27 protein-coding genes are annotated in these 26,792 nt (G+C 69.8%); 12 read left to right on the top strand and 15 right to left on the bottom strand.

Annotated elements, in window-relative coordinates; all coding sequences use genetic code 11:
• Positions 1-3: 3 nt before the first annotated feature.
• The 3 genes from BJY20_RS01675 (at position 4) to BJY20_RS01670 (ending at position 1,362) form a co-directional block, all read left to right on the top strand.
• On the top strand, positions 4-384 hold the full coding sequence (locus tag BJY20_RS01675) for a hypothetical protein (RefSeq protein WP_185989934.1): 381 nt from the start codon (positions 4-6) through the stop codon (positions 382-384).
• Between the two features lie 70 nt (positions 385-454).
• The gene (locus BJY20_RS16235) at positions 455-586 is read left to right on the top strand and encodes a hypothetical protein (RefSeq protein ID WP_281366005.1); all 132 of its coding nucleotides are present in this window, start codon (positions 455-457) and stop codon (positions 584-586) included.
• Between the two features lie 5 nt (positions 587-591).
• Complete coding sequence (locus BJY20_RS01670) at positions 592-1,362, top strand: enoyl-CoA hydratase/isomerase family protein (RefSeq protein WP_185989933.1); 771 nt, start codon at positions 592-594, stop codon at positions 1,360-1,362.
• Positions 1,363-1,403: 41 nt separating this feature from the next.
• Here BJY20_RS01670 and BJY20_RS01665 read toward each other — a convergent pair whose 3' ends face one another.
• Complete coding sequence (locus tag BJY20_RS01665) at positions 1,404-2,531, bottom strand: acyl-CoA dehydrogenase family protein (protein ID WP_246297084.1); 1,128 nt, start codon at positions 2,529-2,531, stop codon at positions 1,404-1,406.
• A gap of 230 nt (positions 2,532-2,761) precedes the next feature.
• Here BJY20_RS01665 and BJY20_RS01660 point away from each other — a divergent pair, with 230 nt between their 5' ends.
• Entirely contained in the window at positions 2,762-3,352 is a 591-nt protein-coding gene (locus BJY20_RS01660) for a TetR/AcrR family transcriptional regulator (RefSeq protein ID WP_185989931.1), read from the top strand.
• Between the two features lie 21 nt (positions 3,353-3,373).
• On the opposite strand, the gene BJY20_RS01655 is transcribed toward BJY20_RS01660, so the two are convergent.
• Positions 3,374-4,378 (bottom strand): asparaginase, encoded by a 1,005-nt coding sequence (locus BJY20_RS01655; protein WP_185989930.1) that lies wholly within the window; start codon positions 4,376-4,378, stop codon positions 3,374-3,376.
• Between the two features lie 49 nt (positions 4,379-4,427).
• On the opposite strand from BJY20_RS01655, the gene BJY20_RS01650 reads away from it, so the two are divergent.
• Positions 4,428-5,555, top strand: coding sequence for an alanine racemase (locus BJY20_RS01650; protein WP_185989929.1), 1,128 nt, complete (start codon positions 4,428-4,430; stop codon positions 5,553-5,555).
• Between the two features lie 16 nt (positions 5,556-5,571).
• On the opposite strand, the gene BJY20_RS01645 is transcribed toward BJY20_RS01650, so the two are convergent.
• Positions 5,572-6,336, bottom strand: coding sequence for an alpha/beta fold hydrolase (locus BJY20_RS01645; protein ID WP_185989928.1), 765 nt, complete (start codon positions 6,334-6,336; stop codon positions 5,572-5,574).
• Positions 6,337-6,496: 160 nt separating this feature from the next.
• Between BJY20_RS01645 and BJY20_RS01640 the strand changes: the two genes are divergently transcribed.
• Positions 6,497-7,414, top strand: coding sequence for an NADP-dependent oxidoreductase (locus BJY20_RS01640; protein ID WP_185989927.1), 918 nt, complete (start codon positions 6,497-6,499; stop codon positions 7,412-7,414).
• 72 nt (positions 7,415-7,486) lie between these two features.
• Here the strand turns inward: BJY20_RS01640 and BJY20_RS01635 are convergent, their stop codons facing one another.
• A complete protein-coding gene (locus BJY20_RS01635) occupies positions 7,487-8,074 on the bottom strand; it encodes a TetR/AcrR family transcriptional regulator (protein WP_185989926.1) in 588 nt (195 codons plus the stop codon).
• 79 nt (positions 8,075-8,153) lie between these two features.
• Between BJY20_RS01635 and BJY20_RS01630 the strand changes: the two genes are divergently transcribed.
• Both BJY20_RS01630 and BJY20_RS01625 read left to right on the top strand, forming a co-directional pair.
• Positions 8,154-9,710 carry an MFS transporter gene (locus BJY20_RS01630; protein ID WP_185989925.1) on the top strand — a complete coding sequence of 519 codons (1,557 nt, stop codon included), beginning with the start codon at positions 8,154-8,156 and terminating at the stop codon, positions 9,708-9,710.
• A 101-nt stretch (positions 9,711-9,811) separates the two neighbouring features.
• Positions 9,812-11,200, top strand: coding sequence for an HNH endonuclease signature motif containing protein (locus tag BJY20_RS01625; RefSeq protein ID WP_185989924.1), 1,389 nt, complete (start codon positions 9,812-9,814; stop codon positions 11,198-11,200).
• Positions 11,201-11,326: 126 nt separating this feature from the next.
• On the opposite strand, the gene BJY20_RS01620 is transcribed toward BJY20_RS01625, so the two are convergent.
• The 8 genes from BJY20_RS01620 to BJY20_RS01585 all read right to left on the bottom strand — a co-directional run bounded on the left by BJY20_RS01620 (position 11,327) and on the right by BJY20_RS01585 (position 20,030).
• Positions 11,327-12,064, bottom strand: coding sequence for a dienelactone hydrolase family protein (locus BJY20_RS01620; RefSeq protein WP_185989923.1), 738 nt, complete (start codon positions 12,062-12,064; stop codon positions 11,327-11,329).
• Between the two features lie 57 nt (positions 12,065-12,121).
• Positions 12,122-13,237, bottom strand: a complete 1,116-nt coding sequence (locus BJY20_RS01615; RefSeq protein WP_185989922.1) for a glycerate kinase family protein — start codon at positions 13,235-13,237, stop codon at positions 12,122-12,124.
• Positions 13,238-13,240: 3 nt separating this feature from the next.
• Positions 13,241-14,266 carry an ArsA family ATPase gene (locus BJY20_RS01610; protein WP_185992406.1) on the bottom strand — a complete coding sequence of 342 codons (1,026 nt, stop codon included), beginning with the start codon at positions 14,264-14,266 and terminating at the stop codon, positions 13,241-13,243.
• Positions 14,257-14,514 carry a cory-CC-star protein gene (locus BJY20_RS01605; protein WP_185989921.1) on the bottom strand — a complete coding sequence of 86 codons (258 nt, stop codon included), beginning with the start codon at positions 14,512-14,514 and terminating at the stop codon, positions 14,257-14,259. The genes BJY20_RS01610 and BJY20_RS01605 overlap by 10 nt, the downstream gene beginning before the upstream one ends.
• Complete coding sequence (locus tag BJY20_RS01600) at positions 14,511-16,217, bottom strand: carbon starvation CstA family protein (RefSeq protein ID WP_185989920.1); 1,707 nt, start codon at positions 16,215-16,217, stop codon at positions 14,511-14,513. The genes BJY20_RS01605 and BJY20_RS01600 overlap by 4 nt, the downstream gene beginning before the upstream one ends.
• A gap of 127 nt (positions 16,218-16,344) precedes the next feature.
• On the bottom strand, positions 16,345-17,745 hold the full coding sequence (locus BJY20_RS01595) for an SPFH domain-containing protein (protein ID WP_221935213.1): 1,401 nt from the start codon (positions 17,743-17,745) through the stop codon (positions 16,345-16,347).
• Complete coding sequence (locus BJY20_RS01590; protein WP_246297083.1) at positions 17,742-19,418, bottom strand: SPFH domain-containing protein; 1,677 nt, start codon at positions 19,416-19,418, stop codon at positions 17,742-17,744. The genes BJY20_RS01595 and BJY20_RS01590 overlap by 4 nt, the downstream gene beginning before the upstream one ends.
• Before the next feature lie 324 nt (positions 19,419-19,742).
• Positions 19,743-20,030, bottom strand: coding sequence for a sulfurtransferase TusA family protein (locus BJY20_RS01585; protein ID WP_185989919.1), 288 nt, complete (start codon positions 20,028-20,030; stop codon positions 19,743-19,745).
• Between the two features lie 126 nt (positions 20,031-20,156).
• Between BJY20_RS01585 and BJY20_RS01580 the strand changes: the two genes are divergently transcribed.
• Together BJY20_RS01580 and BJY20_RS15785 are read left to right on the top strand one after the other, a co-directional pair.
• Positions 20,157-20,789, top strand: a complete 633-nt coding sequence (locus BJY20_RS01580; protein ID WP_185989918.1) for a DUF6318 family protein — start codon at positions 20,157-20,159, stop codon at positions 20,787-20,789.
• Positions 20,786-21,733 (top strand): hypothetical protein, encoded by a 948-nt coding sequence (locus BJY20_RS15785; RefSeq protein WP_246297082.1) that lies wholly within the window; start codon positions 20,786-20,788, stop codon positions 21,731-21,733. Before BJY20_RS01580 ends, BJY20_RS15785 begins: the two co-directional genes overlap by 4 nt.
• Before the next feature lie 15 nt (positions 21,734-21,748).
• On the opposite strand, the gene BJY20_RS01570 is transcribed toward BJY20_RS15785, so the two are convergent.
• Positions 21,749-22,669, bottom strand: coding sequence for an NADP-dependent oxidoreductase (locus BJY20_RS01570; protein WP_221935212.1), 921 nt, complete (start codon positions 22,667-22,669; stop codon positions 21,749-21,751).
• 127 nt (positions 22,670-22,796) lie between these two features.
• Here BJY20_RS01570 and BJY20_RS01565 point away from each other — a divergent pair, with 127 nt between their 5' ends.
• Positions 22,797-23,711 (top strand): haloalkane dehalogenase, encoded by a 915-nt coding sequence (locus tag BJY20_RS01565; RefSeq protein ID WP_185989917.1) that lies wholly within the window; start codon positions 22,797-22,799, stop codon positions 23,709-23,711.
• 41 nt (positions 23,712-23,752) lie between these two features.
• Here BJY20_RS01565 and BJY20_RS01560 read toward each other — a convergent pair whose 3' ends face one another.
• Complete coding sequence (locus BJY20_RS01560; protein WP_221935211.1) at positions 23,753-24,145, bottom strand: nuclear transport factor 2 family protein; 393 nt, start codon at positions 24,143-24,145, stop codon at positions 23,753-23,755.
• A 161-nt stretch (positions 24,146-24,306) separates the two neighbouring features.
• On the opposite strand from BJY20_RS01560, the gene BJY20_RS01555 reads away from it, so the two are divergent.
• Positions 24,307-25,158 (top strand): 3-hydroxyacyl-CoA dehydrogenase, encoded by an 852-nt coding sequence (locus BJY20_RS01555; RefSeq protein ID WP_185989915.1) that lies wholly within the window; start codon positions 24,307-24,309, stop codon positions 25,156-25,158.
• 43 nt (positions 25,159-25,201) lie between these two features.
• Here the strand turns inward: BJY20_RS01555 and putP are convergent, their stop codons facing one another.
• Positions 25,202-26,725 (bottom strand): sodium/proline symporter PutP, encoded by a 1,524-nt coding sequence (putP, locus tag BJY20_RS01550; RefSeq protein ID WP_185989914.1) that lies wholly within the window; start codon positions 26,723-26,725, stop codon positions 25,202-25,204.
• Between the last annotated feature and the right edge of the window lie 67 nt (positions 26,726-26,792).

Below are 26,792 nucleotides of genomic sequence, written 5' to 3'. Positions count from 1 at the left end.
GGGATGACCATGTTCTTCAAGTCCTTCATCACGTCTGCCGTCGTGGCATTCGTGACCGCTCTGGTCGCCGGCGTGGCGATCCTGCCGAGCTACGTCGCCCGGCAGGAGCGTACGGTGGAGTCCACCACCGTCGCGCCCGGCGCGACGACACCGTCCGCCCCGGTGGGGGCGCTCGAGACGGCCCGGGCCCACGCTCGCGAGCACGGCCTGACCGATTGCGTGGACCCGGCCCACGCCCGCCTGGACGACGTGATCCTCACCGTCCCCAGCGACCCGGAGGCCGCAGTGGTCATCACGCCCGTCGGCTTCGACGAGGCCCTGCGGTCGGGCTCCCTGGGCCGGTGGAACGTCCTCTCCTGCAGGGTGGCCGAGCAGACCGTGTGACCTGGGAACCGGCGTGGCAGCATGCCGGGAGAGCACGGGATGCCCCGGCGTCCTGAGGCGAAGGAGACCCATGGCACGCGCGATCCAGTTCGAGGTCGGCAAGCAGCTGGCCAGGGTCTGGTGCGACAGTGGTGCCCGGGTGAACTGCAACGAGGGGCTCACCCGGGGCAAGAACACCATCAACAGCTGCTGGAGGCTCTGACTGCCATGACCGAAGACCGCGTGCGCGACACCGCCGTCCGCGTGGACAGCTCGGGTCCGGTCGTGCGCATCACGCTCGACGGACCGGAGCAGCTCAACGCCCTCGGCCCGACCACGGTGCCGGAGCTGATCCGGGTCCTCGAGGAGGCCGGTGCGGACGAGCAGGTGCGCGCCGTGGTCCTCACCGGCGAGGGGAGGGCCTTCTGCGTCGGGGCGAACCTCGCCCCCGGTGCCATCGGGGACGCGCAGGCGGCGATGGACGCGGCGGGCCGGCTGATCACGACCATCACCGACCTGGACGTGCCGGTGATCGTGGCGGCCAACGGCCCGGCGGTCGGGTTCGGGGCGGCGATCCTCGCCGCCGCCGACCTGGCCGTCGCGGCCGAGTCCGCCTACGTCCTGCTCACCTTCACCGCCATCGGGCTCGTCCCCGACGGGGGCACGACCTACACCCTGCCGAGCACGGTGGGGCGGGCACTGGCAGGGGAGATGGCGCTGACCGGTCGGCGGCTGAGCGCCGACGAGGCCCTCGCCTCCGGACTGGTGTCGCGGGTCGTGCCCGACGCCGACCTGGCGGCGACCGCGGGCGCACTCGCCGACGAGGTCCTCGCCCGCCCGCGGCGCGCGGTGGCCCTGTCGAAGCACGCGCTCAACGCACACTCGGCTGCGCCGCTCGCCGCCGCGCTCGAGCACGAGACGCGCGCGCAGGTGGAGCTGCTCGCCTCCGAGGAGTTCGCGGAGCGCACGGAGCGCTTCCGCGCCGCTCGGGGTCGCTGACCGCAAGGAGCCGCCCCGTCGTCGTCAGGGGGAGGTGCTCATCAGAGCGTGCGGCTGATGAGCTCCTTCATGATCTCGTTGGTTCCGCCGTAGATCTTCTGCACGCGCGCGGAGGCGTACATCCGACCGATGGGGTACTCGGTCATGAAGCCGTACCCACCGAAGATCTGCAGGCACCGGTCGACGAGCTCGCACTGCTTGTCGGTGGCGTAGTACTTGGCCATCGACGCGGTCGCGGCATCGAGCTTGCCCTCCAGGTGCAGGCCGATGGCGTGGTCGACGAGGGTGCGCGCGGCCAGGGCCTCGGTCTTGCACTCGGCCAGCTCGAAGCGCAGGTTCTGGAACTTCAGGATCGGTCGGCCGAAGGCCTCGCGTTCCTTGGCGTAGTCGACGGCGAGCCGGACGGCGGTCTCGGCGGCGGCGACGGCGCCGACCGCGATGATCAGGCGCTCCTGGCCCAGCTGCATCATCAGCTGCACGAAGCCCTGCTCGAGCCCGGCCTCACCACCGAGGACGTTCGCCGCGGGGACGCGCATGTCCTCGAAGAACAGCTCCATCGTGTCCTGGTACTTCAGGCCGACCTTGTCCAGCTGGCGACCGCGGGAGAAACCGGGCAGGTCCTTCGTCTCGGCGACGATGAGGGAGAGGCCCTGGGCCCCTTCGCCGCCCGTGCGGGTCACGATGATCACCAGGTCGCAGTGCAGCCCGTTGGAGATGAAGGTCTTGGCGCCGTTGATGACGAAGTCGTCGCCGTCGCGGGTGGCGCTCGTGCGCAGCGCCTGCAGGTCCGAGCCGGCACCCGGCTCGGTCATCGCGATGGCGCCGACCATCTCGCCGGAGGCCATCTTGGGCAGCCAGCGCTGCTTCTGCTCCTCGGTGCCGTAGGCGTGGATGTAGTGGGCCACGATCGTGCTGTGGACGGAGTTGCCCCAGCCGTCGTCGACAGCCTTGGCCTGCTCCTCGGCGATGATCGCCTCATGGGCGAAGGTCCCGCCACCGCCGCCGTACTCCTCGGGGATGGAGATGCACAGCAGGCCGGCGTCGCCGGCCTTGTTCCAGAAGTCGCGGTCGACCGCGCCCTCCTTGGCCCAGCGCTCCATGTGGGGGGCGGCCTCGCGCTCCATGAAGGTCTTGGCGAGGGTGCGGACGTCGTCGAGGTCGTCGCTCATCCACGGCGAACGGTACGGGGCGGGCTCGAGCATGTGTCTTCTCCAATGGGTCGGAAAGCAACTCGGAAGAGACAATACGTTTGTATCTACTCCTATGCAACTGTATTGTCAGTCATCTCACCCCGTCCCCGCGCCCGTCGCCTTGGAGGTTCAGTCATGACCGCGACCCACGAGACGAGTGCCGGACGCGCCGATGCCCCGGTCGCCCGGATGGACGACAATTCGTGACGATGACCATCCACCACGGCCCCCAGCAGTCGGACCTCACCGCCCGGGCCCGCATCCGCAACGCCGCGCTCGAGCTGTACGCCACGCGTGGGGAGGGGCGGGTGTCGATGCGCACGGTCGCTGCCGAAGCGGGCGTGACCGTCGGCCTGATCCAGCACCACTTCGGGACGAAGGCGGGGCTGGGCCAGGCCGTCGACGACTACGTCGTCGACCACTTCGTCAGCGCCCTGGCCACGGTGGAGGAGTCCGGCTCCGCCCAGGACGTCATCGCCGCTCGCGACGATGCCGTCCGGGTGATGCTCAGGGACAGCCCGCTGGTCGTGCAGTACCTCAATCGGTCCCTGACCGAGCCCACGCACCGCGGCGCCCACCTGCTGCGAGCCCTCGTCGACCTCATGGCACACGAGATCGAGGGACTACGCCGCAGCGGTTACGCCTCGACCTCGACCTCGCGCAAGGTGCAGGTGGTGCGCATGCTCATGGACCAGATCGGACAGCTCTTCCTCGAGCCGATGGTCGACGCCGTGTGGGAGCACCTCGAGGGCGAGCCCGAGGTCCGCCCCACGGCGCGGATCACGGTCACCGAGCGCTGAGCCGCGCCGTCGTCCGTGGCCTCAGCCGGCGACGGTTCCCCGCTGTGCGAACTCGTCCCTGACCTGCTCGACGCCGGCGCCGTCTCGCAGCAGCTCGACCAGCAGCACCCGTGCCTTGCGCGGGTGCAACCACCCTGCGGCGATGACGCCACGGGCGAGCAGGTCGACCTCGGACCCGGCGTAGCCGTAGCTGGCCTCGTGCGTGGGGCCGTTGCCCGCGCGGGTCGCCACGGCGACGATCACCCCCGCGTCGATGGCGCGCTGGACCGCGTCGACCATGCGCTCCGGGACGTGCCCGACGCCGAAGCCGGCGATGACGACACCGTCGTACCCGGCTCGCACCACGAGGTCGAGCACGTGTCCGGTGTCGTCCAGGTGCGTCTCCAGCAGGGCCACTGACGGGGGTGCGGCCCCCTTCGTCACGGGCAGTGCCGGGCGGCGTCGGGCGGCGGGAGCGCGCATGTGCAGTCGCTCCTCCTCGAGGAACCCGAGCGGCCCGAAGGGCCGTGAGACGAATGCGTCCGGGTGGCTGCTGCGCCCCTTGAGCACCTCGGCGGCGGTGTGGACCGTGTCATTGAGGACGACGAGCACGCCGCGGCCACGGGCCTCCTGCGCCGACGCGGTGAGCACCGCGGCGAGGAGATTGGCCGGGCCGTCGGCCCCGGGGGTGGTGGGCGGACGCATCGCTCCGGTGACGACCAGCGGCTCGGGACGGTCCCAGTGCAGGTCCAGCCAGTAGGCGCTCTCCTCGATCGAGTCCGTCCCCTGCGTGACGACGACGCCACAGGCGCCCTGCGCCACCTGGGCCGCGGCCCACTCGATCACCGCGGCCAGATCGGCCGAGGTGACCGACGCGCTCGGTCGGGTCGCCACCGTGGTCGCCGTGACGTCGGCGAGATCGCCGAGCCGGGGCACGGCCGCGATGAGATCGTCCGCAGCGAGGGTCGGTGTCACCTCGCGCCCGGTCCGCGACGTCATCGCGATCGTGCCGCCCAGCGCTGCCACGCCGACGCGCGGTGTGCTCATTTGCTCGTCCCTCTCGTCATGTCCCGGCTGTCTGCACCATCATGCCCACATGACCACTCCCGCCGAGACCCCCTTCGCCCTCGTCGACCGCGCCAAGGTCGAACGCAACATCGCACGACTACGTGACCACCTGGGCGGGCTCGGTGTGGCGCTGCGGCCGCACGTGAAGACCACCAAGGCGCTCGAGCCGACGAGCATGGTCTTCGGCGGCGGCACCGGGCCGATCACCGTCTCCACGCTGGCGGAGGCCGAGTTCTTCGCTGATGCGGGCTACACCGACATCCTCTACGCGGTGGGTATCGCACCCGGCAAGCTCGACCGGGTCGCCCGGCTGAAGCAGCGAGGCGTGGACCTGACGATCCTGCTCGACACCGTGGCCCAGGCCCAAGCGGTGGTCGCCTTCGCCGGTGAGCACGGCACGCCCCTGCCGGCGCTCATCGAGATCGACAGCGACGGGCACCGCGGTGGGGTGCTCCCCGGCGACCCGCAACTGCTCGAGATCGCCCGGGTCCTCGCTGATGGTGGGGTGGAGGTGCGCGGGGTCATGACGCACGCGGGGGAGTCGTACTTCGCCTACACGCCGCAGGCCCTGCAGGCGGCCGCCGAGGAGGAGCGTCGGGCCACGGTCGAGGCCGCGACCCGGTTGCGCGAAGGGGGTCACTCCGCACCCGTGGTCAGCGTCGGCTCCACCCCCACCGCGCACGCCGCGAGGGACCTGAGCGGGGTCACGGAGGTGCGGGCGGGCAACTACGTCTTCTTCGACCTCGTCATGGCCGGCATCGGCGTGTGCACCGTCGACGACATCGCGCTGTCGGTGGCCGCGACCGTCATCGGCCACGGACCCGGCGCGTCCCTGCTCACCGACGCCGGGTGGATGGCCACCTCCAGCGACCGGGGCACCTCGGCCCAGCCCGTCGACCAGCACCTGGGGATCGTGACCACGAGCGAGGGGGAGGTCATCGAGGACCTGGTCATGGTCGGCGCGAGCCAGGAGCACGGGGTGCTCGCCGTGCGGCCCGGCGTCGAGCGTGAGCTGCCGGACCTCCCGGTCGGCACCCGGGTGCGGATCCTGCCGATCCACGCCTGCGCCACCGCCGCCCAGCACGACCACTACGAGGTCATGGCGGGCGAGGGTGAGCCGGTCAGCCAGCGGTGGGAGCGCGTGCACGGGTGGTGACGCCCGGGATCGCCGGTCAGGACTCCGCCGGGGCCAGCGTGGCCTCGAGCGCGGCGATCAACGACACCGGCGTCTCGAACATCGCGTAGTGCCCGGCGTTGGGGATGACTGTCAGCTCGCACCCGGACAGCTGCTCCAGCCAGGTCGCGCGCATCGTCTCCTCGCCGAGGGCGGGGTCGTGCTCGCCGACGACCGCGTGCACCGGCACGGTGACCTCCGGTAGGTCGGCGACGAAGTCGGCGCCCGTCCACGACGTGAGGTAGCCGGCCACCGCCTCGGGCCGCGAATGCTCCGCGGAGTAGGCGACCATGCCCTCGATCCAGCTCTTCGGCTGGCGGTTGCCGGTGGTCAGGTCGATGATCGCGTATCGGTTGCCGTGCTCCTGCGCAGCACCGTCGAAGAGGGCCTGCGACTCGGCATCGAGCGGGACACCGGAGGCAGGCACCGGGCTGATGCCCACAAGGGCGGTCACCCGCTCGGGGGCACGGCAGAAGGCGCGCAGCACCATGGCCCCGCCCATCGAGTGACCGACCAGGGCGAAGTGCTGCCAGCCCAGCTCGTCGGCGAGCGCGAGGACGTCGTCGGCGACCTCGTCCAGGGTGAAGTCCGCCTCGACGTCCTTGCGCGATCCGTACCCGCGCAGGTCGAAGAAGGCGTAGGTGTACGCGTCGGTGTCCACGAGGTCGGGGAGCAGCCCCCAGCCGTCCTCGCCCCCGAACCAGCCGTGCACCGTGATCACCTTGGTCGGGCCGGTGCCCACCAGTGTGTGCTTGATCGTCATTGCTCGTCGCCTCTCACTCGTTCGGGAAGTGCTCACGTGACCAGGTGTGGAGTCTACGTAGTCAGGCCCCACTGGGGATGGTGCGCGAACACCCTTCGCCGGATGACCCGTACGGTGGGACACCTGCAGGTGCACACCCTCGCGAAAGGAGCCTCGAGCCATGTCCGCAGTCTTCGCCTTCGCCGCCTATGGCGGCCCGGAGAACCAGCAACTCATCGAGCGTGAGGCGCCGCAGCCACGACCCGACGAGGTCGCGATCCGGGTGCGCGCCGCCGGGGTCAACCCGGCGGACGCCAAGCGCCGTGAGGGCGACTTCGGCACGAAGGGGACGCTGCCCGTCGCGATGGGACTGGAGGTTGCGGGTGTGGTCACCGCCGTCGGTGAGGACGTCGACGACGTCGCCGTCGGGGACGAGGTCCTCGGCCCGCCGGCGCGTGGCCAGGGCTCCTTCGCCGAGCACACGGTGCTCAAGGCGTCGAAGGTCGTGCGCAAGCCGGCCGAGGTGTCCTTCGAGGTGGCGGCCACCCTCCCCGTGGCCGGGACCACCGCCTACGACATGATCCACCAGGTACCGGCCGGGCCCGGTGGGAGTCTCGTCGTCCTCGGTGCCGGGGGCGGGGTGGGGCTGCTGGCGCTGCAGGTCGCCCGGGCCGATGGGCTCACCACGATCGGTGTCGCCTCGCCGGCCAAGCGGGAGCTCGTCGAGGGCACGGGCGCGGTCTTCGTCAGCTCGGGGCCCGGGGTGGCCGACCGGGTGCGCGAACACGTGCCCGAGGGCATCGGCCGGCTCGTCGACCTCGTCGGTGGGGACCCCCTGCGTGAGCTGGCGCCGGTGATCGTGGACCCCTCCGGCATCGTCTCGGCCGCGGACCCCGACACCGCTACCGAGCTCGGCGGAGCCGGTCGGGCCTCGTCCGACGAAGCCCTGGCACGGGTCAGCGAGATGGTGGCCGAGGGGCTCGTCAGCCCCCACATCGGCGCGTCGTACCCATTGGCGCAGGCAGCCGAAGCGATGGCCGAGGTGGAGTCCGGGCACGCCGCGGGCAAGGTCGTGATCATCCCGTCCCCGATCGACTGAGACCCGGGCTGATCCCGATCATCGCGTCCGGGTTGGCGCCCGACCATCCGGGTGTGTCCGAGGTGGGCCGGCTCAGACCCGGCCTGACCCACCTCGCATGCGGGAGACGACCCGCAGCAGTGAGTCGATGTCCGACAGGTCCGGCGCCTGTGCGTCTGCCGGTGCCTGCGTCGAGGTGCCGTGGTGCTCGCTGCCCGGGGAGTCCAGGGCCAGTGAGGCGCTGTAGTACAGCCCGTCGCCCATGAGCAGGATCGCCAGCGCGAGGTCGCCGTCGCCGACCTCGTTCGTGATCAGCTCGAGCCAGCGGGATCGGATGCCCTGGATCGCCGCTGTCACACGCGAGTCCGAACCCGGGGCCAGACGGAAGGCGGCCAGCAGGGTGTGGTCGAATGCCGAGCCCACTTCCGCGGAGGTGCGCACGTAGTAGGCGGCCGGGCCGTCCGGCGCGTCACGCATGGCCCGGACATCCAGCTCGGCGCGCTCCTGCATCCGCGCGACGAGACCGTCGACGAGCGCAGCCTTCGAGGCGAAGTGGTAGAGCAGCCCGCCCTTGGACACCCCGGCGCGAGCGGCCACGGCGTCCAGCGTCGCGGCGCGCTCTCCCTCCTCGACGAGGAGGTCTTCGAGGGCATCGAGCAGTCCTTCACGGGCAGTTGGCATGGACGCGACTGTACCGGCTGGACGGTATTGTTGTGTGGAACCACCGCTCACCGGCACACCTTTCCCACGATGGAGCACCATGTCCGCCCCTGCGCTGACCACGGCACCCCACGCATCCGCACCCAGCGTGCGTCGGCGCTGGGCGGCGCTGGGCGTCCTGATGCTCCCGGTGCTCCTCATCGCCGTCGACAACACCGTGCTGGCGTTCGCGCTGCCGGGGATCTCGGCAGCGCTCTCACCCTCCGGGGCGCAGCTGCTGTGGATCGTCGATGCCTATCCGCTGGTGCTCGCCGGACTCCTGGTCCCGATGGGGAGCCTGGGCGACGCGATCGGCAGGCGTCGACTCCTCATGGTCGGCGGACTCGGTTTCGCCGTCGTCTCCGCGTTCGCCGCGTTCGCGCCGACGGCGGAAGTCCTCATCGTCGCTCGCGCAGCGCAGGGGTTCTTCGGAGCCATGCTCATGCCGGCGACCCTGTCGATCATCCGCAACGTCTTCACCGACCCCACCGAGCGGCGCACTGCGATCGCGGTGTGGGCAGCCGGTTTCGCCGGTGGCGCGGCACTGGGGCCCATCGTGGGTGGCCTCCTGCTCGAGCACTTCTGGTGGGGGTCCGTGCTGTTGCTCGCGGTGCCCGTGCTCGTCCCGCTCCTGGTGCTCGGCCTTTGGCTCGTCCCCGAGTCCAGGGACCCGCACCCCGGTCCCATCGACCCCGTGAGCATCCTGCTGGTGATGGCGACGATGACTCCGATCGTGTGGGCCGTCAAGGAAATCTCCTACGCCGGGCTGACCGGGGCCGCAGTGGTGGCCGGGCTCGTGGGGCTGGTCAGCGGAGCGCTCTTCGTCGGTCGGCAGCTGCGACGCCCGCACCCCATGCTCGACGTGCGTCTGTTCACTGTCCCGGCCTTCAGCGGGGCGCTCGCGGCGAATCTGTTGAGCGTGTTCTCGCTGGTCGGGTTCCTGTTCTTCATCTCCCAGCACCTGCAGTTGGTGAGTGGACGAGGCCCCCTCGAATCGGCACTCTTCCTGCTGCCCGGGCTCGTGGTGACGATCATCGCGGGACTGGCCGCCGTATGGCTGGTGCGGGTCTTCACCCCTGCGACCGTCGTCGCCGGTGGCCTGCTGCTCAATGCGGTGGGGTACGGCGTGGTCCTGGTGAGCGGATGGGCAGGGTCCGACCTGGGACTCCTCGTCGCGTTCGCCATCCTCGGCGCGGGCGTCGGGATGGCCGAGACGATCTCGAACGACGTCATCCTCTCCGCCGTCCCTGCCCACAAGGCAGGGGCCGCCTCGGCCGTCTCCGAGACCGCGTACGAAGGCGGTGCGGTGCTTGGCACCGCCGTCCTCGGCAGCGTGCTCACCGCCGCCTACCGATCACAGGTGGTCGTTCCTGCGGAGGTGCCGCCCGCGGCTGCAACTGCCGCGCGCGAGACGCTCGGTGGTGCGGTCGAGGTGGCCGGCGGGCTGCCCTCGCCCCTGGCGGCGCAGCTGCTCGACTCCGCCCGCAGCGCATTCGACTCCGGCGTCGTCGTGACCTCGTCGATCGCTGCGATCCTCATGGTCACGGCCGCGGTGATCGCGGGGCTCACCCTCCGCCATCAGCCGGGCGTGGGGACCGTCGCGCCGACGCCCCAGTGAGGTGACCCCCGGCTCGTTCCGCCACCTCGGGCAACGGGATGACGAAGGGGCGGCCCGCCCAGCTGCGGAGCGTTGTCAGTGGTCGCTGACAGGGTGTCTTCATGGCGACGACGGCAGCGCAGTGGAGCGAGGGGTACGGGATGGTTCCCGGGCTGCGTGACGCATTGCGCTCGATGTCTTTCGGGGCCGCCGCCCCCGTACTGACGGCCGCCGTTGGAGCGGGCGCACTTGGTGTCGATGCGAGTGGTGGTGAGGCTGCGGACGCGGGATTGTGGCGACTTCAGGACCGTGAGGTCACCGAGGCCTTGGCCGTCGTCGGTCAATTGCGGCAGCTGTTGGAGGTCGCGGAGGTCGATCTGGTGCGTGAGGGTCTGGCGCGGGGTCTGTCGGCCGAGTCTGCGTGGTCGGCGTGTGACTGGGTCACCCGCGCGGAGGGTGAGCGGTCCCCGGATCCGAGTGTGCGGCACGTGGGTTCGGTGGTGCGGGTGGCCCAGGCCGGCACCACGATGGCCGGCCGGTACTGGACCCGAGCGGATGGTGCGGTCGGTGAGTTGCGCGAGGCCTTCACCAGGGGGGATCTGCCGTTGGGCAAGGCCGACCAGCTGGCGCGGTTCCATGCGCAGGTCGCGCCGGTGGCCGACGAGGAGGAGTTGGCCGACGACCTGTCGGCGTTGGTCGCGGCCGCGCAGGACGACATCGTGGCCACCGGCCCCGACGGTCGACGCCGCGAGCGGGTGCGGGGACTGACGGACAAGGAGCTCGCGGCCGGGATCACGCGTGCCGGGCGGCTGCTGAGGCCCGAGAAGGACCAGGACCGCGAGGACAAGCGCGCCAAGGCCGCGCGCACGTTCACCAAGTCCCCAGGCCCGGCCGGGATGAGCGCCTACAAGGTCGTCCTGGACGCCGAGGGTGCCGCGGTCATCGACTCGGCCATCGCGGCCATGTCCGGGCCGGTCAAGGGCCCCGACGGTGAGCACGACGAGCGGCCCGCGACCCGGCGTCGCGCGGACGCACTGGTGGAGATCGTCCGACGCGGGGTCTCCGCGCCCGGCGAAGCGGCCAAGAGCGAGAAGGCCCAGTTGATGGTCACCATCGGCCTGGACGACCTGCGCTCAGGCACCAACGGTGCCGGGGTGAGCGCCACTGGTGAGGTCCTGGCGCCGGCCACGGTGCGCAAGCTGGCCTGCGACGCGGGGATCATTCCCGTCATCCTGGGCTCCGACGGTGAAGTCCTCGACCTGGGCCGTACGGCGCGGTTCTTCACCCCCGGGCAGCGCAAGGCGATCTGGCTGCGCGACGGCGGCTGTACCTACCCGGGGTGCACCATGCCCCCGCAGTGGTGCGATGCCCACCACGTGGCCTGGTGGTCCCGAGGCGGAGCCACCGACACCGGCAACGCCGCCCTGCTCTGCGAACGCCACCACACGAAGGTCCACACCCACGACCTGACCGCGACCATCACGGCGACCGGCGTCACCTGGCACGTCTAGCGACCACGCCCCGCGCCCTCCCTCTCGGGAGGGCCCAGAGGCATGCCCAGGCACGAGGGCGATGGAGAGTCACCGACGATGAGCACCTTGCGAGGCCCCACCCGTCACCTGCAGCCGGCTGCACCGTCAGCTCGCGCCAGCCGTCCCGGCCAGGTGGGTGGCGAGCCAGTCGGTCGTGACCGGCCAGGCGAGTGCGGAGGCCTCGGCGTGGTGGAAGGCCGGTGACGGGTTGTCGAAGGCGTGACCCGCACCGTCGTAGCGGCAGAAGGTCGCGTCCTCGGCGGCCGTGACGGCATCTTCGACGGCAGCGACGCCCTCGGCAGGGATGAACTGGTCGGAGTTGCCCCAGTGGTGCAGCTGGGGTGAGCGGACTCGCTCGGCCAGGTCCAGCAGGGTCGGGATCTGCGAGCCGTAGTAGGCGACCAACGCCGCCGGTGCCTCGCCCTCATCGGCCAGCACGGCGGCCGTCGCCCAGGCGAGGCCACCCCCGAAGCAGAAGCCCACCAGCCCGGTCGCTCCCGTGACCTCGGAACGCTGCGTCAGGTGCCGGGTGGCCGCCACCGCGTCCGCGACGGTCTGGTCCCAGTCGAGCCGGTTGGAGGCGCCCATGGCCTCCTCGAGACCGTCCATCCCCTCGCTGATCACCGGGCTGCCCAGGCGCCAGTACGACTCCGGGACGAGGACGACATAGCCCAGGTCCGCGAGATCACGGGCACGGGAGCGGATGTATCCGGTGACTCCGAAGATCTCCTGGAAGAGCACGATCCCCGGGCCCGACCCGGCAGCGGGCAGGAAGAGCTCGACCGGGAGCTCCCCGCCCTCGACTGCGGTGGTGGAGCGCTCGTCAGGCGTGGCTGTCGTCATGCCCGCCACCCTCGCACGACCACCACGGCCCGTCGAGGGAGCGAGCGCCGGAACCGATCAGAGCAGGCGCTCGAGCTCCTGCTCGACGGCACTGCGGACGCACTGTGCCGTCTGCCCCCAGGACGCGTCCTCGCCGAACCTCTCGCTGAGGTCGACGGCCGTCACCCGCGAGGGCAGGTCGGGCACGTCCGCCCGGATCGTGCCGGCGATGACGAGCACCGGAAGGCCGTGGGGGAGCGCGGCCGCCACGACGCCGCCGACGACCTTGCCGTTGAAGGACTCGGCGTCCAGGGCGCCCTCGCCCGTGACGACCGCGTCGACGCGCTCGAGCACCTCGTCGAGACCGACCTGCTCGGCCACCAGTCGCAGTCCGGGGACGAGCTGCCCGCCGAGCACGAGCAGGCCGCCGCCGAGCCCACCGGCGGCGCCGCCGCCCGGCGTGGTCGCCAGGTCGACGCCATGGTCGGCCAGCCAGTGGCCGTAGCTGTCGTCGTAGTGGGTCTGCACCCGGCGCAACCGGTCGGTCAGCTCGACGACCTGATCGGGGTCGGCGCCCTTCTGCGGTGCGAAGACCCGTGCCGCGTCGGCGAAGAGCGTCTCGACGTCGCACGCGACGAGCAGCTCGACTCCACGATCGACCGGCCGGTCCCCGTCGAGGCGATCGACGACCGCCTCGACGGCGGCCAGTCCGCCGTCGGTCATGGCGGAGCCGCCCAGCCCGACGATGATCCGTCGGGCCCCGTCCAGGACGGCATCGGCGATGAGCTCACCGGTGCCGCGGCTGGTGGCCGCCATGGGGTCGTTGACTGAACCGCCCCCGGCCAGGTCCAGGCCCGAGGCGAGTGCGCTCTCGATGACGGCCACACCGTCCGCGTGGCGCCACCGCGCCTCCACGTGGCGTCCGTGCGGCCCGGTGACGGCGCTCGTGCGGTTGGGACCGCCGAAGGCGTCGAGCAGGCCCTCGCCACCGTCGGCCATCGGTCGGGACACGACGTCCCACCCCAGTCGGTCGGCGACGGTGGTGACCGCGGCCACCACCTCGGGTGCGGTCAGCGACCCACGGAACTTGTCCGGGGCGATGAGCAGGGTGCGTCGCCCCGTCGCCGTCGGCGGCTGGACGGTCTCGCCCGCATGTCCGCGGTCGCGGTGTCGACCGGGTCGGGGGTCGTTCATCGGTCAGGCCGACGGAGCGGCGAGGGCCTTGGCGAAGTCCGCCACGGCGTCCGGGCCGACGATGTCCGCGCCGAGCAACGGCAGCTGCACCATGGGCACGCCCGGCAGCTCCTGGCGCAGGGCGCTCAGGTGCACCTCCTCCTGGTCACGCCGGGACTCCAGGAAGCCGCCGACGTCCGCGGGGGAGCGTTTGTTGACCACGAGAGTGGCGACGTCGACGCCGGTGCGCTCCAGCTGTGCGTGCAGCTCGATCGTCTCCAGCACGGGCAGTCGCTCGGCGGTGAGTACGATGAGGAAGGCGGTGCGCTGCGCATCCTGAAGCACCTCACGCAGCCGGGCGAAGCGCTTCTGCCGGCGCACGAGGATGCGTCGGATCTCCTGGTCGCGTCGACCACGGCGGTCCCGCTTGGCGGTGGGACCCTCCCGATCGCCCAGGAGGGTGACGGCCGGGTCGTCGGGGTCCTGGGTGTCACCGCCGAGGCCCCGCAGCGCGGCGCCGAACTTCTCGGAGCGGTCCTGTCGCCGCAGCAGACCCTCGGTCCACGCCGACATCGTCTCCGGCAGGGACATCAGGCGACTCGTGTGACCCGAGGGAGCGGTGTCGAAGACGACGAGGTCGTACCTCCCTTCGGCCTCCTCCACGGTCTCGGCGACGCGCTCGAGGACGGCCGCCTCATGGGTGCCCGGGGCGTCGCGGGCCAGGTCGAGATGCTTGGTGACCTCCCCGTGCAGGTGCTCGGGCATCAACCGGCGCATCGTCGCCCCGACCGCCGCAAGGTGCTCGTCCGTGGTGCGTGCCGGGTCGATCTCGACCCCGTCGAGCCCCTCGGCGAGGGTGACGATCTCGTCACCGACGGTGCGGTCCCACAGGTGCCCGAGGTTGTGCGCAGGGTCCGTGGAGACGACGAGGGTGCGCCGCCCCCTTCGTGCTGCCGCCAGCGCGAGGGCGGAGGCGACGCTCGTCTTGCCGACCCCGCCCTTGCCGCCGACGAAGAGGACCTGCCGACCCTCGACGACGTCTAGCAGCAGCACGAGAACTGGTCCAGCGGCGAGCGGTCCAGACCCATGCGGGTGTGCCACTCGTGCACCCGGTCGTACATCACCGGCAGCAGCTCGATGGTGTAGTAACTCGCCGGGTTGGGCACCCCGAGCGCCTCGGAGAGCACGAGCATCATGAACAGGTCGTCCTCCTCCTGCTTCGCCCGGGCGAAGGTCTGCCGGTAGGGCCCGTAGTAGAACTCCTTCAGCCCCGCGGAGAAGCGCTCGAACCAAGTCATGACGACCTGTCCTGCGAGGTGGATGCCTGTTCGACCTCCTCGTCGTCGGCGCCCTCACCCTGCCGAGCCCGGTTCATCGCGCCGATCGACTCGACGATCACCCAGACGGCGGCGACGAGGATGATCAGGTCCAGCACCAGCAGCAGCCAGTTGCTGTCACGGTAGAAGGTGCCCAGCTGGACGAAGAGTGCGTAGACCGTCATGGCCAGCAGGAAGATCATCGGCAGCACGACGGGCACGATCGTCCGCTTCCGGCGCAGCAACATCACCGCGAGGATGCCCAGCGTCAGGCCGGCCATCAGCTGGTTGGTCGTACCGAAGAGCGGCCAGATGAGCAGACCGCCCGAGCCGTCCAGTCCGGCGCCGAAGGTCAGGCCCAGCGCGACCGCAACGGCGATGATCGTCGCGGCGCCCTTGCCGACCGTCAGGCGCATGGCCTCGCCCGCCTCCTGGACGACGAAGCGCTGCAGACGCACGCCCGTGTCCATCGTGGTCGCGGCGAAGAGCACTGCCATCGTGGCCAGCACGGTCGCGCTCAGGGTGGTCGACAGGCCCAGGCCGGCATTCATGATCGAGCCGCCACCGTTGACGAAGGCGGTCACGCCACCCTCGTTGAAGGCCGAGTAGACGGACTCCCAGTCGGCGAGGGTTCGGAAGCCGGCCGTGGTGGCGATGATCGCGCCGAGCGCCAGGAGCCCCTCGCCGACGGCCCCGAAGTAGCCGACGAAGCGGGCGTCGGTCTCCTTGTCCAGCTGCTTGGAGCTGGTGCCGGAGGCGACCATGCCGTGGAAGCCCGAGATGGCGCCGCAGGCGATGGTGACGAAGAGCAGCGGCACCAGGCTCGGCGTGCCCTCGGGAACGTTGCTGTTGAAAGCCGGGGCGACCATGTCGCGACCGGCCAGGAGGACCGAGCCGTAGAGCAGGCCCAGGCCGATGAAGAGCTGCAGTCCGTTGATGTAGTCCCGCGGCTGGAGCAGCAGCCACACCGGCAGGATCGAGGCGATGCCCGCGTAGACGAAGAGGATGATGATCCACACTGCGTTGTCCGGGATGCCCATGACCGTCTCGGGGAGGGAGAGCGGGACGCTGTTGCCGATGAGGATCAGGGCGTACAGGGCGACGACGCCGACGACGGACACGGCCGCGAGGTTCCACTTGAAGCGGTAGATCGCCTGCCCGATGAGCAGGGCGACGACGATCGCCCCCCAGGTGGGGATGACGGCGGTCGGGGTGCTGATCAGCAGGTTGGCGATGACCACGGCGAAGGCGGCGTTGACCATCAGCAGCAGCAGGAAGATCACGACGAGGAAGAGGTTGGCCCCGCGGGCGCCGATGTAGCGCTCGGACAGGGCACCGATGGACTTGCCCTTGTTGCGCACCGACGCCCACAGCGCACCCATGTCGTGCATGCCGGCCATGAAGATCGTGCCGATGGTGACCCAGAGGAAGGCCGGCAGCCAGCCCCAGATCACCGCGACCGCCGGCCCGACGATCGGTGCCGCGCCGGCGACGGAGGTGAAGTGGTGCCCCCACAGCACGTACTTGTTCGTCGGGACGTAGTCGACCCCGTCGGTCAGCTCGTGCGAGGGAGTCGTGAAGTTCGGCTCCAACCGGTACACGCGGTTGGCCAAGTACTTCGAGTAGAGGAAGTAGCCAGCGAGGATCATGGCCACGCCGATGACAGCGAGCAGGACCGAATTCATCATTGACTCCGATACGCCGAGGTGCGGACCTCTCGACCGTAGCGGCTACCACTTGGTAGACCCGGGACGGCGAAGGGGGGTCACACGACGGCGTGTCGTGTGACCCCCCTTCGTCATGAATGGGGAACTACTGGCCCAAGTGCTCCCGGAAGGACCGGGCGGCGAAGTCGGCAGCCTGCTGGGCGTCATCCTGCATGTCCGCGGTCGACTGGTGCTCGTCGGAGCCGGACTGCCCGATCGAGCGCCGTGGGCTGGACCCGCTCGCGCTCGTCATCTGCGGCAGCAGCTGCGCCATGAGCAGTGTCGACAGCGCGGAGGTGTCACCGCTGCCGCTGTCGGTGTGCACGATGACCGGACGCGGGGCGTGCTCGGCCAGCGAGGCACCGACCTCGAGGCGGCGCTGTGCCAGCTCGTACTCCAGGACCGCACGGTTGTCGCGGTAGGCGGTGGCCAGCTGCTCCTGTGCCTTGGCCTCACCCTGGGCGGCAACGAGGTTCGTGCGTGCCCGGGTCTCGATCTCGTAGCGGACCTTCTGCGCCTCGGTCTCGCGCTCCTCGAGCATCTGCGCGACGTCCTTGCGCGCCTTGTTCAGCGAGGCCTGGACCTCGACGACCTTGGCGTCACGGACCTTCTTCGAGCGCTCCATCTCCATCAGGAGGGTGTCGATCCGGCGCTTGCGCGTCAGGTCCCACTCCTTCTCGTAGGCGACGAGCTCCTTGGCGACCCGCTCACGTGTGGCCAGGTGCTCCCGGTAGGTGTCGGGCAGCTGCACATCGGGGATGTTGCAACCCATGATCTGCACGCCGTAGCGGGTCAGCTGACGGTTGAGGATGTCCTGCATGTCCTTCACGTCGCTGCCGCGCAGGTCGTAGGCCTGCTCGGTGTGCACCTGGCGGCTGCGCTGCCGGATGGCGTCCTGCACGGAGTTGGACAGCACCAAGTCGAAGTTGCCCGCGCCGATCGTCTGCACGAACCGGATCGCGTCGACGATGCGGAACCGCAGGAAGAACTCGATCGACTTCAGCGGCACGTTCTCGTGGGTCGGCGAGGACAGCACCGGAGCCGTATAGGGGATCTCCGTGGTCACGTCGACGACGTAGGCCACGCGCGCCCACGGGTGCCACAGGTAGTGGCGGCCGGGGGAGAGGCCCGGGCCGGAGATCGCGCCGAACTTCGTCAGCACGCCGATCGTGCCCTCCTCGATCTCCACGATCGAGGAGCGCCACCACCACAGGGCGGCCAGCAGGACCGAGACGAACGCGACGATGATCGCCAGTCCGCCCAGGACGGCGTGGTCGGTGACCGCGAGGACGACCCCGCTGATCAGGGCCCACACGGCGAACCAGATCAGCGCCGTCCAGCGCAGGCCGCGCTTGTCCTTGGGGATGACGACGGGCACGAGCGAGCCGGCGTCACCACCACGCAGGAAGCGTGCGACGTCGCTCCACGCGGAGACGACCTCCTTGATCGAGCTCATTCCCTGCCCGCGGGAGGCGCGGACGGCCTGCTCCATCATCTGGTCGCTCATGCCTGCTCACCCTCGTTCGTCACGTCGTGCTGCTGCGGGGCCGTCGGGACGTCGGAGGTGACGTCCTTGAACTGGGAGGCCACCCCTTCGTCGGTCACCGACTGGCGGATCTCGTCGAGGCGCTGATCGCCCTCGGCGTCGTACTCGGACTCCGAGGACGGCAGGATCTCCACGTCCGTCTCCTCGGGGGCCTTCAGCAGCTCCTCGATGTCGGTCTCGCGGGAGGAGACACGCTCGGAGATGTCGCTCTGGCGCGAGCGGATGGCCTCCATGGCCTCGGTGGAGAAGAGCTGCTGGTCCTGACCACCGACGAGCTGGCGAGCGATCTGGAGGTAGTCCACGCTCTCGGACTCCTCGCCGACCCGCACGATCTGCGGAAGGGAGGTGGAGACCGACTTCATCTTCTCCAGCATGTCCTGCTGGTAGCGGTAGTCGAGGATCTCCGGCGCGAGCGCCGCACTGAGCGCCCGGATGTCCAGGGCCTGCGCCTCGAGCAGTGCCGCGTTGGCGTTGGCGTCGGACTCGGACTCGACGAAGCGCTGGCGCGCCACCGCCTCGGCGCGGTTGGTCTCGCGCTCCAGTGCCGTGTCCATCTGCGCCTGGTAGCGGGCGATGTCGGCCTGGATCGCGGAGAGGTTCTCGTTGAGCGAGGCGAGGTCCTTGTTCAGGTCACCCTCGTTCTGCTCCTTCTTCAGGCTCAGCTCGTAGTCGTAGGTGTAGGCCTCCTTGGCGACCCGGATCATCTCCGGGGCAGCGAGGTCCATCCGGTACTCCTGCGCCGACGGCTCGGCGTGCGTGATGTTGGCCGTCGTCAGCTCCACCGCGGGGGCGAACTGGGAGTTGAGCTGCTCGAGCAGGCGCGAGGTGCTCTCCCCGACGAGGTCGTAGATGCCCGAGGCCTCCTGCTCGTAGATCAGTGAGCGCGTGGTCTCGGAGATCGCGTTGTTCAGCTTGTCCTGGAATCCCTGGACGGCGCCGAGGACGAAGACGAACTCGCGGGCGCTGACGATGCGGAACTGGAGGAACAGGTCGACCGATGCCTGCACGCCCGACTTCGTGGGGGCCGAGCGAATCGGGGCGTTGAAGGGGTACTCACGCGTGGTGTTGACGATGTAGGAGACCCGCTTCCACGGGTTCCACAGCGTCACCCGGCCGGGGCCGACCTCGTCCTCGACCTTGCCGAACCGGCTGATCAGGGCGGTGCAGCCCTCGGGGACCATCACCATCCCGTGGCGCCACCACCTGAAGGCTGCGGCCACCACCACGAGCAACCAGTAGTGGGGGCCGAAGACCGTCATGCTCAGGCCGAAAGGCAGCAGGAAGATCGCACCGACGATGCCGAGGAACACCAGCAGCAGCGCCGGGAGCATCGCCCTCAGGCGGCCGCCCTTGGGCATGACCATCGGGGTGATGACGTGCACGGGGCCCTCGGTGCCCATCTCGTACTGGCTGCGACTGAGCTGCTCCGCTGCCTCGTCGAGAGGGACGTGCTCGGCGTTGATCCGGGTGCCCGCGGACCCCCCTTCGCCCCGGGCTGCGGGAAAGTCCCGCGCATTGAGGTCGAATCCGGCGTTCTGGGCGCCCTCGGCCGCCTGATCGACTGCCTCGCCCATGCCGGTCGCGTCGGCGACCTGCCGGGCAGTGTCCATGAACTGTTGGGCTCGGTTGCTCAAGCCTTCATCCCCTGCGAATCGGTGTGGCTGTTGCTGATCCGATCCTGTCACACGCGCCTACACGCTGGCTGAGGTGTGAGACCGATCGTCAAACCCCACGGTCCCTGAGGTGCGAGGCCGATCGTTGACCCCCACGGTCCCTGAGGTGCGAGGCCGATCGTTGACCCCCACGGTCCCTGAGGTGCGAGGCCGATCGTTGACCCCCACGGTCCCTGAGGTGCGAGGCCGATCGTTGACCCCCATGGTCCCTGAGGTGCGAGGCCGATCGTTGACCCCCACGGTTCCTGAGGTGCGAGGCCGCCCGCGGCCGAGCCTCGAAGGGATCTAGCCCACCACACGCCAAGGGAACTGTGGATCCGTCGCCTTGGCCACGGGCGAGAGCCGGACCCCGTAGCGCGGGACGCCCTCGTCCTCGACCGGACCGAGGTAGCCGTGCCCGGTGATCCGGCACCACGCCGGCAGGTCGATCGGCGCGATGGGGTCGCTCGTCTCGAGGTGGACGACTGCACCCTCGGGGAGCTGCTTGGCCTCCTGCCGCAGCAGGACCAGTAGTCGCGCACACCCGAGGTCGCCGCCGCGCAGCAGGTGCGCGCCGTCGGGGAGTCGTTCCATACCGGTCATTGTGGCGCACGGGTTCCGGGCGGGCCTGTGGATACTCAAGATGCGGTCGGGCCAGATCTCAATACCCTTGGTCACTGATGTGGTCCCGGACGGGGCCCGAGGGAAGGATGCGAGAGCGTGGGTGTTGTCCGACGACGTCCGGTGGCCGTGGTGGCTGCGACCGTGTTGGCGATGGGTGCTTTGTCCGCCTGTGGTGGCGAGAGCGAAGGGGGGCCCTCCAGCTCGTCGACGACCGCGACTCCGCGGTCGGTCGAGTCGCCGTCGAGTAGTTCGAGTTCATCGTCCAGCTCGAGCTCGTCGTCTTCGTCGAGTGGCTCCAGCGATGCGCCCGATCTTCCTGAGGCGGCCACCAAGCACACCCAGGACGGGGCGGTGGCCTTTGCGAAGTACTACTGGAACGCGCAGAGCCGAGCTATCCATGAAGGCGATACCTCGACCCTGAAGACGCTTGTTTCCGATGATTGTGCGGTTTGCTACGAGTACATCAACGCCGTCGACACCGAGATCAGCGCCGGGCGACACGCGAACGTGCTTCCAACTGCCGTTTTGGATTCGAAGGTCACCTCTGAGACGACAGGCAAGTCCGATCAAGCGGTTACGGTCACTGCCAAGGATCGTGCCTACAAGATGGTCGACAAGTCCGGGCAATCGGACATGGCCCCGAGCGACCCCATCAAATATGACGTGATCATCTACCTCGATTGGGTGTCAGGTGCTTGGGCCGTAGTCGACAGTTACATGTTGACATGAGGTTCTTCGCTGCCATCTGCGCGTCGTGGTTGATCATCTTGGGCGCGACGTCGACTGCCGACGCGGGCACCGAGCCCAAGCCCAAGACCACTAATTTCCAGACGGGCGCTCACGTTAGTGAGAAGAGGATTACGGAAACCAATCGTCTGAAGGACAAGGACGAGCAGATCAGTGGCGGGACAAGTTCCCGCACGTCCGGCAAGGCCGAGGACGTCGCCTGGAGCACCCCGCCGGCCAAGTGGGTGACCAAGGAGCGGAACTGCTCGAGCGGTGGCCTTGACCCGGCATGCAGCGCAACGATCATTGACTGCCGCGCCAACCCCAGTGCCTCCGGACCGCCTCGTCTGGTGTGGATGAAGCAGGAGGGGAGTGACCACTGGTACGGCCCAATCCAGACGTGCCTGCCGGGGTACCCGCCTCCGCCGGACGTCGACGACCCGACGATCCCGCGGACGTCGGCACCGCCCCCGCCGGTGCCCACGATCGCTCAGATCCGTGAGGCCTTCATGGAGTTGCCCTTCGCCAAGCCGGAGGTGTCGATGCAGCCGGTCGGCAACCAGACCCTGATCAACCTGCCGACCTTCTACGAGGCCTCCTGGCCGAAGGGTGCGGGGTTGAAGCCGGGGGACGTCAGCAAGCCGGTGACGTTGTTGTCCTGGACGATCGAGTTCAAGATCGCCTCGAAGGACTATCGCTACGACTTCGGGGACGACAGCACCTCCGAGTGGACGGACAGCACCGGCGGGGTCTACCCCGACGGCGACATCACGCACACCTACGAGACCACCGGCAAGCGGTCGGTGAAGGTCGACGCCCGGCTGGTCGGCCAGTTCCGGGTCAACGGTGGCGCGTGGCAGAACCTCGGGGCGGTCGCGGACCTGCAGGACGAGCCGGTGGCTCAGCTCCAGGTCGTCGGTACCAAGACCCGCCTCGTCGACAACTGAGCCCGGATCCGCGCCCTACGGCAGGCGCAGCACGAGCTTGCCGCGGGCGTGCCGGGTCTGCACCCGGGCAAGCGCGTCCGCGGCCTCGTCGAAGGGGTAGACCCGCTCGATCTCCAGGTGGATGGCCTTGGAGACCACATCAGCCATCAGCTGGTCGAGCTCGCGGCTCACGTCCGCCTGGTACGCGATCATCCCGGCCCGGATGCCGCGCTCGACCGCCATGGAGTCGCCGGACACCGGGACGATGGTGCCGCCGTCCTTGACGGCCCGCATGGTCTCGGTGCTCGTGCCGGGATGGATCGCGATCGCGGCATCCACTCCCTCGCCCAGCCAACCCCGGACCTGCTCCGGCCAGTCGCTGTCGTGGTAGTCGACCGTCAGCTCCGCGCCCAGGGACCGCATGTAGTCGTGATTGTGCGCTGATGCCGATGCGGCCACCCGCCAGCCACGCTGGCGCGCGATCTGGATCGCCAGGGACCCGATGGCGCCGGCGCCACCGGCGACGAAGAGTGAGGAGCCGCTCTGCATGCCGGGCAGCGCGGCCAGGGTCCGCAGGATGGTGTTTCCCGCCACCGGCAACGCCGCGGCCTCGACGAAGTCGAGGCCGTCAGGCACCGGCAAGATCAGGGAGTTGGTGTTGACCACGGCGTACTCGGCCCAGGTCCCTCCCTTCGCCTCCATGGCGTTGACGAAGGCGACGCGGTCGCCGGGCCGGTGCTGCGTCACGCCCGGGCCGACCTGCTCGACGACGCCGGCGCCTTCCATGCCGATCGGGAAGGAGGGCCCGGCATCGGCCGGGAGGAAGTAGGAGTCGTGGATCCCCACCCCGACCGCGTGCATCCTCACCAATAGGTCGTCCGTGTCCACCTCAGGCGCCGGGACCTCCGTCGCCGTGATACTGGATCCGGCGGGGTCGGACTTCACGAAGGCCTTCATGGTCCACACGCTAGCCGGGAGGGGCAACTATCGACGCCCGTGGCCGACCAGGTGGTGCCGTGGGTGGGACAGAGGACGAAGGCCTGTCCGACGACATGTGTAGTGCCGCACCTCGTAGGCTCCGGGCATGGAGACTCTGCGCACGCCCGACGAGCGATTCACCGACCTGCCCGACTTCGGCTACGACCCTCACTACGCCGACGTGCCCGACCAGGACGGTGGGACGTTGCGGATGGCGTGGGTCGAGTCCGGCCCCGCGGACGGACCCACGGTGCTGCTGCTGCACGGGGAGCCGAGCTGGTCCTTCCTCTACCGGCACGTGATGCGGGTGCTCGCCGACGCGGGCATCCACGCGGTCGCGGTGGACCTGGTCGGTTTCGGTCGGTCGGACAAGCCGGTCGACACCGCCGCGCACACCTACGCCCGGCACGTGGAGTGGGTGCGCAGCCTCGTCCTCGACGTGCTCGACCTGCGCGAGGTCACCCTCGTCGGGCAGGACTGGGGTGGGCTGATCGGGTTGCGCCTGGTCGCGGAGAACCCCGACCGCTTCGCCTCGGTCGTCGCCGCCAACACCGGCCTGCCGACCGGTGACCACGACATGCCCGAGGTGTGGTGGAGCTTTCGCCGCGCGGTGGAGAACGCCGAGGTGCTCGACGTCGGTCGCTTCGTCGCCTCCGGGTGCGCGCGCGGTCTGGGCGACGAGTCACGGGCCGCCTACGACGCGCCCTTCCCGGACGAGACGTACAAGGCCGGGCCACGAGTCATGCCGGGGCTCATCCCGACCTCGACCGACGACCCGGCCACCGAGGCGAACCGTCGCGCGTGGGACGAGCTGACGCGCTGGGAGAAGCCCTTCCTCGTCGCCTTCGGCGACAGCGACCCGATCACCGGCGCGATGGCCCCGGTGCTCAAGCGCAACATCCCCGGCGCGAAGGGGGTGACCCACCCGGTCATCGACCGCGCCGGGCACTTCCTGCAGGAGGACGCGGGGGAGGAACTCGGGCGGGTGGTCGCCGACTTCGTCACCAGCGGCAAGGGGTGACGGGGCGCTCGCTCACGGGGTGACCATCGCGGCGTGGCGGTTCACTCGCCCCCGGCTGCGGCCGCCGCAGCGGCCTGGATCTGCGGGAAGCGCTCACCCATGGCCGCAGCGAGTGCCTGGGAGGCCTTGAGCGGGCGGGTCATCACCATGAACTCGCTGATCTTGCCCTCCTCGTTGAAGGTGAGGAAGTCGCACCCGGTGATCTCCATGCCGTCGACCCTTGCGGTGAAGATGTACGCCTCGTGGTCGCCGTCGCGCAGCTGGCGGACATAGGTGAAGTCCTCGAAGACCTCCACGACGGTGCGCAGGATCGCGCTGGTGATCGCCTTGCCGGGGTAGGGGGTGTACGCCACCGGGCTGAGGAAGACACAGTCCTCGGCGAGCATCTCGTCGACGGCGTCGATGTCCTTGGCTTCGACGGCTTCACGGAACATGTGCACTCCTGGGCAGATCGGCGGGGTGGGTGCACGCAGCCTACGGCCGGCTGTGACCCCCTTCGCGTGCGGGCCGGCGAAGGGGGAAGACAACCGGCCCGCCGATTGTTCTACAGATGACGAACAACAGCGACGGTACGCCCGCCGCAGAAGGAGAAGACATGCAGAACCTGACGGTCCTCGGCAGCGGAGTCCTCGGCTCCCAGATCGCCCTCCAGGCGGCCTTCCACGGCAAGAGCGTCGTGGTCTACGACATCAGCCAGGAGGTGCTGGATCAGCTCCCCGCCCGGTGGGACTACCTCACCCCGCTGTACGTGCGGGACGTCGAGGCCGCGACCCAGGAGACGATGAGCCAGGCCGTGGCCCGGATCCGTGCCAGCGCAGACCTGGCCGACGCCGTCGCCGAGGCGGACCTGATCATCGAGGCCGTCCCCGAGCGCCTGGACATCAAGCAGCAGACCTGGGCGACGGTGGGCGAGCTGGCGCCGGAGCGCACGATCTTCGCCACGAACTCCTCCACCCTCCTGCCCAGCGACATGGCCGAGTCCACGGGCCGTCCCGGGCGTTTCCTCGCGCTGCACTTCGCCAACGAGATCTGGCGCAACAACATCGGCGAGGTCATGGGCCACGCCGGCACCGACCAGGATGCCTTCGACGCGGTCGCGACCTTCGCCGACGAGATCGGGATGGTGCCGATCCCGGTGCTGAAGGAGCAGCCCGGCTACCTGCTCAACAGCCTGCTCGTGCCGTGGCTCTCGGCCGCCGGTCAGCTGCTCGTGCGTGGGGTCGGTGACATCGATACCATCGACAAGACGTGGCGGCTGTCCACCGGCGCGCCGCTGGGGCCGTTCCAGATCTTCGACGTGATCGGGATGATGACGCCCTACGCCCTGAACAAGGACAGCGAGGACCCGGACAAGCGTGCCTTCGCCGAGCTGATCAAGCGTGAGTACATCGACAAGGGCCGCCTCGGTCGGGGAGCCGGTGGTGGCTTCTACGACGACGTGGCGTGAACTGCCTGACCGCCCTGCTGGGGTAGGCGCCAGTCGGTGCGGCTCAGCGGCGACCGGCGGGTTCCGGGTCCGCCTCGGGTGAGGGGATCGCACGGAACTCGCCGCTGGGCCTGGTCAGCAGACTGACGACCACGATGGCGATGGCGGCGCACAGGAAGCCGGGGATGATCTCGTACACCCCCTCGCCGCCGAGGAAGCTGTCGCTCCACCCGATCCAGATCCAGCCGATGACCACCGCGGCCCCCGTCACCAGACCGGCCACCGCGCCGGTGCCGGTCATCCGCGACCAGGTCAGGGCGAGCAGGATCAGCGGCCCGAAGGCGGCGCCGAAGCCGGCCCAGGCATTGGCCACCAGCCCCAGGACCTGTGAGTCGGGGTCGCGGGCGAGCACGGCCGCGACCAACCCGACGAGCAGGACGCACACCCGGCCCACCAGCACCGTTTCCTTCTCGCTGGCCCGACGCCGCAGGAACAGGCGGTAGAAGTCCTCGGTCAAGGACGAGGAGGCCACCAGCAGCTGGCTGGAGACGGTGCTCATGATCGCCGCGAGCAGTGCGGCGAAGAGGAACCCGGTGACGAGCGGGTGGAAGAGCAGCTCTGCCAGCACGATGAAGATGGTCTCCGGGTCCTGGATGTCGAGGCCGTTGCGCTCGGCGTAGGCCCGGCCGAAGACCCCCACACTGATCGCGCCGATGAGGGAGATCCCCATCCACGTCATACCGATCCTGCGGGCGGCCGGGACGGCCTTGACGCTGCGCACGGCCATGAACCGCACGATGATGTGGGGCTGCCCGAAGTACCCCAGGCCCCAGGTGATGGCGGACAGGAATCCGATGACGGACAGTCCCTGGGTCAGCGACAGGAAGGAGGGGTCGATCCCGCGCAGCCGGTCGGCGGCCTGGCCGATGCCGTCACCCTCGCCGGTGGTGAGCACCAGCACGGGCATCACGATCAGGGCGATCATCATGATGCAGCCCTGCACGAAGTCGGTCAGGCTGACTGCCAGGAAGCCCCCGACGACGGTGTAGGCCAGCACGATGCCCAGGGTCAGCCACACCCCGACGGCATAGTCACTGGCTCCGCCGACGTCGACCACTCCACTGAACGCCGTGGTGAACAGCTTGCCGCCACCCACCAGGCCGGATGCGGTGTAGACGGAGAAGAAGACGACGATCACCAGCCCGGAGATCGTGCGAAGGGGGAGTGCGGTGCTCGGGAACCGCGCGGCCAGGAAGGCGGGCACGGTCAGCGAGTTGTCGTACCGCTCGGTCTGCTCGCGCAGCCGCGGCGCGACGATGATCCAGTTGAGGTAGGCGCCGATGAACAGTCCGATCCCGATCCACGCCTCGACCAGTCCCGCGGCGTAGAGGGCGCCCGGCAGTCCCAGCAGCAGCCAGCCGCTCATGTCGGAGGCACCGGCGGACAGCGCCGCGACGGCGGGAGGCAGTCGTCGGCCGCCGAGGATGTACTGCTCCGCGGTCCCGGTGGACTTGGCGTAGGCGTAGAAGCCGATGGCGAGCATGAGCACGAAGTACGCGGTCAGACTGATCCAGACCCCAGCTTCCATCCCGTCTCCTTGGTCATGGGTGGACCGGATCAATCCACTGTGGCACAGATCACGATTGGCGCAATGG

The organism is Janibacter cremeus, assembly GCF_013409205.1.
Classification (GTDB): domain Bacteria; phylum Actinomycetota; class Actinomycetes; order Actinomycetales; family Dermatophilaceae; genus Janibacter; species Janibacter cremeus.
This window is presented reverse-complemented; position numbering and strand designations above follow the sequence as displayed.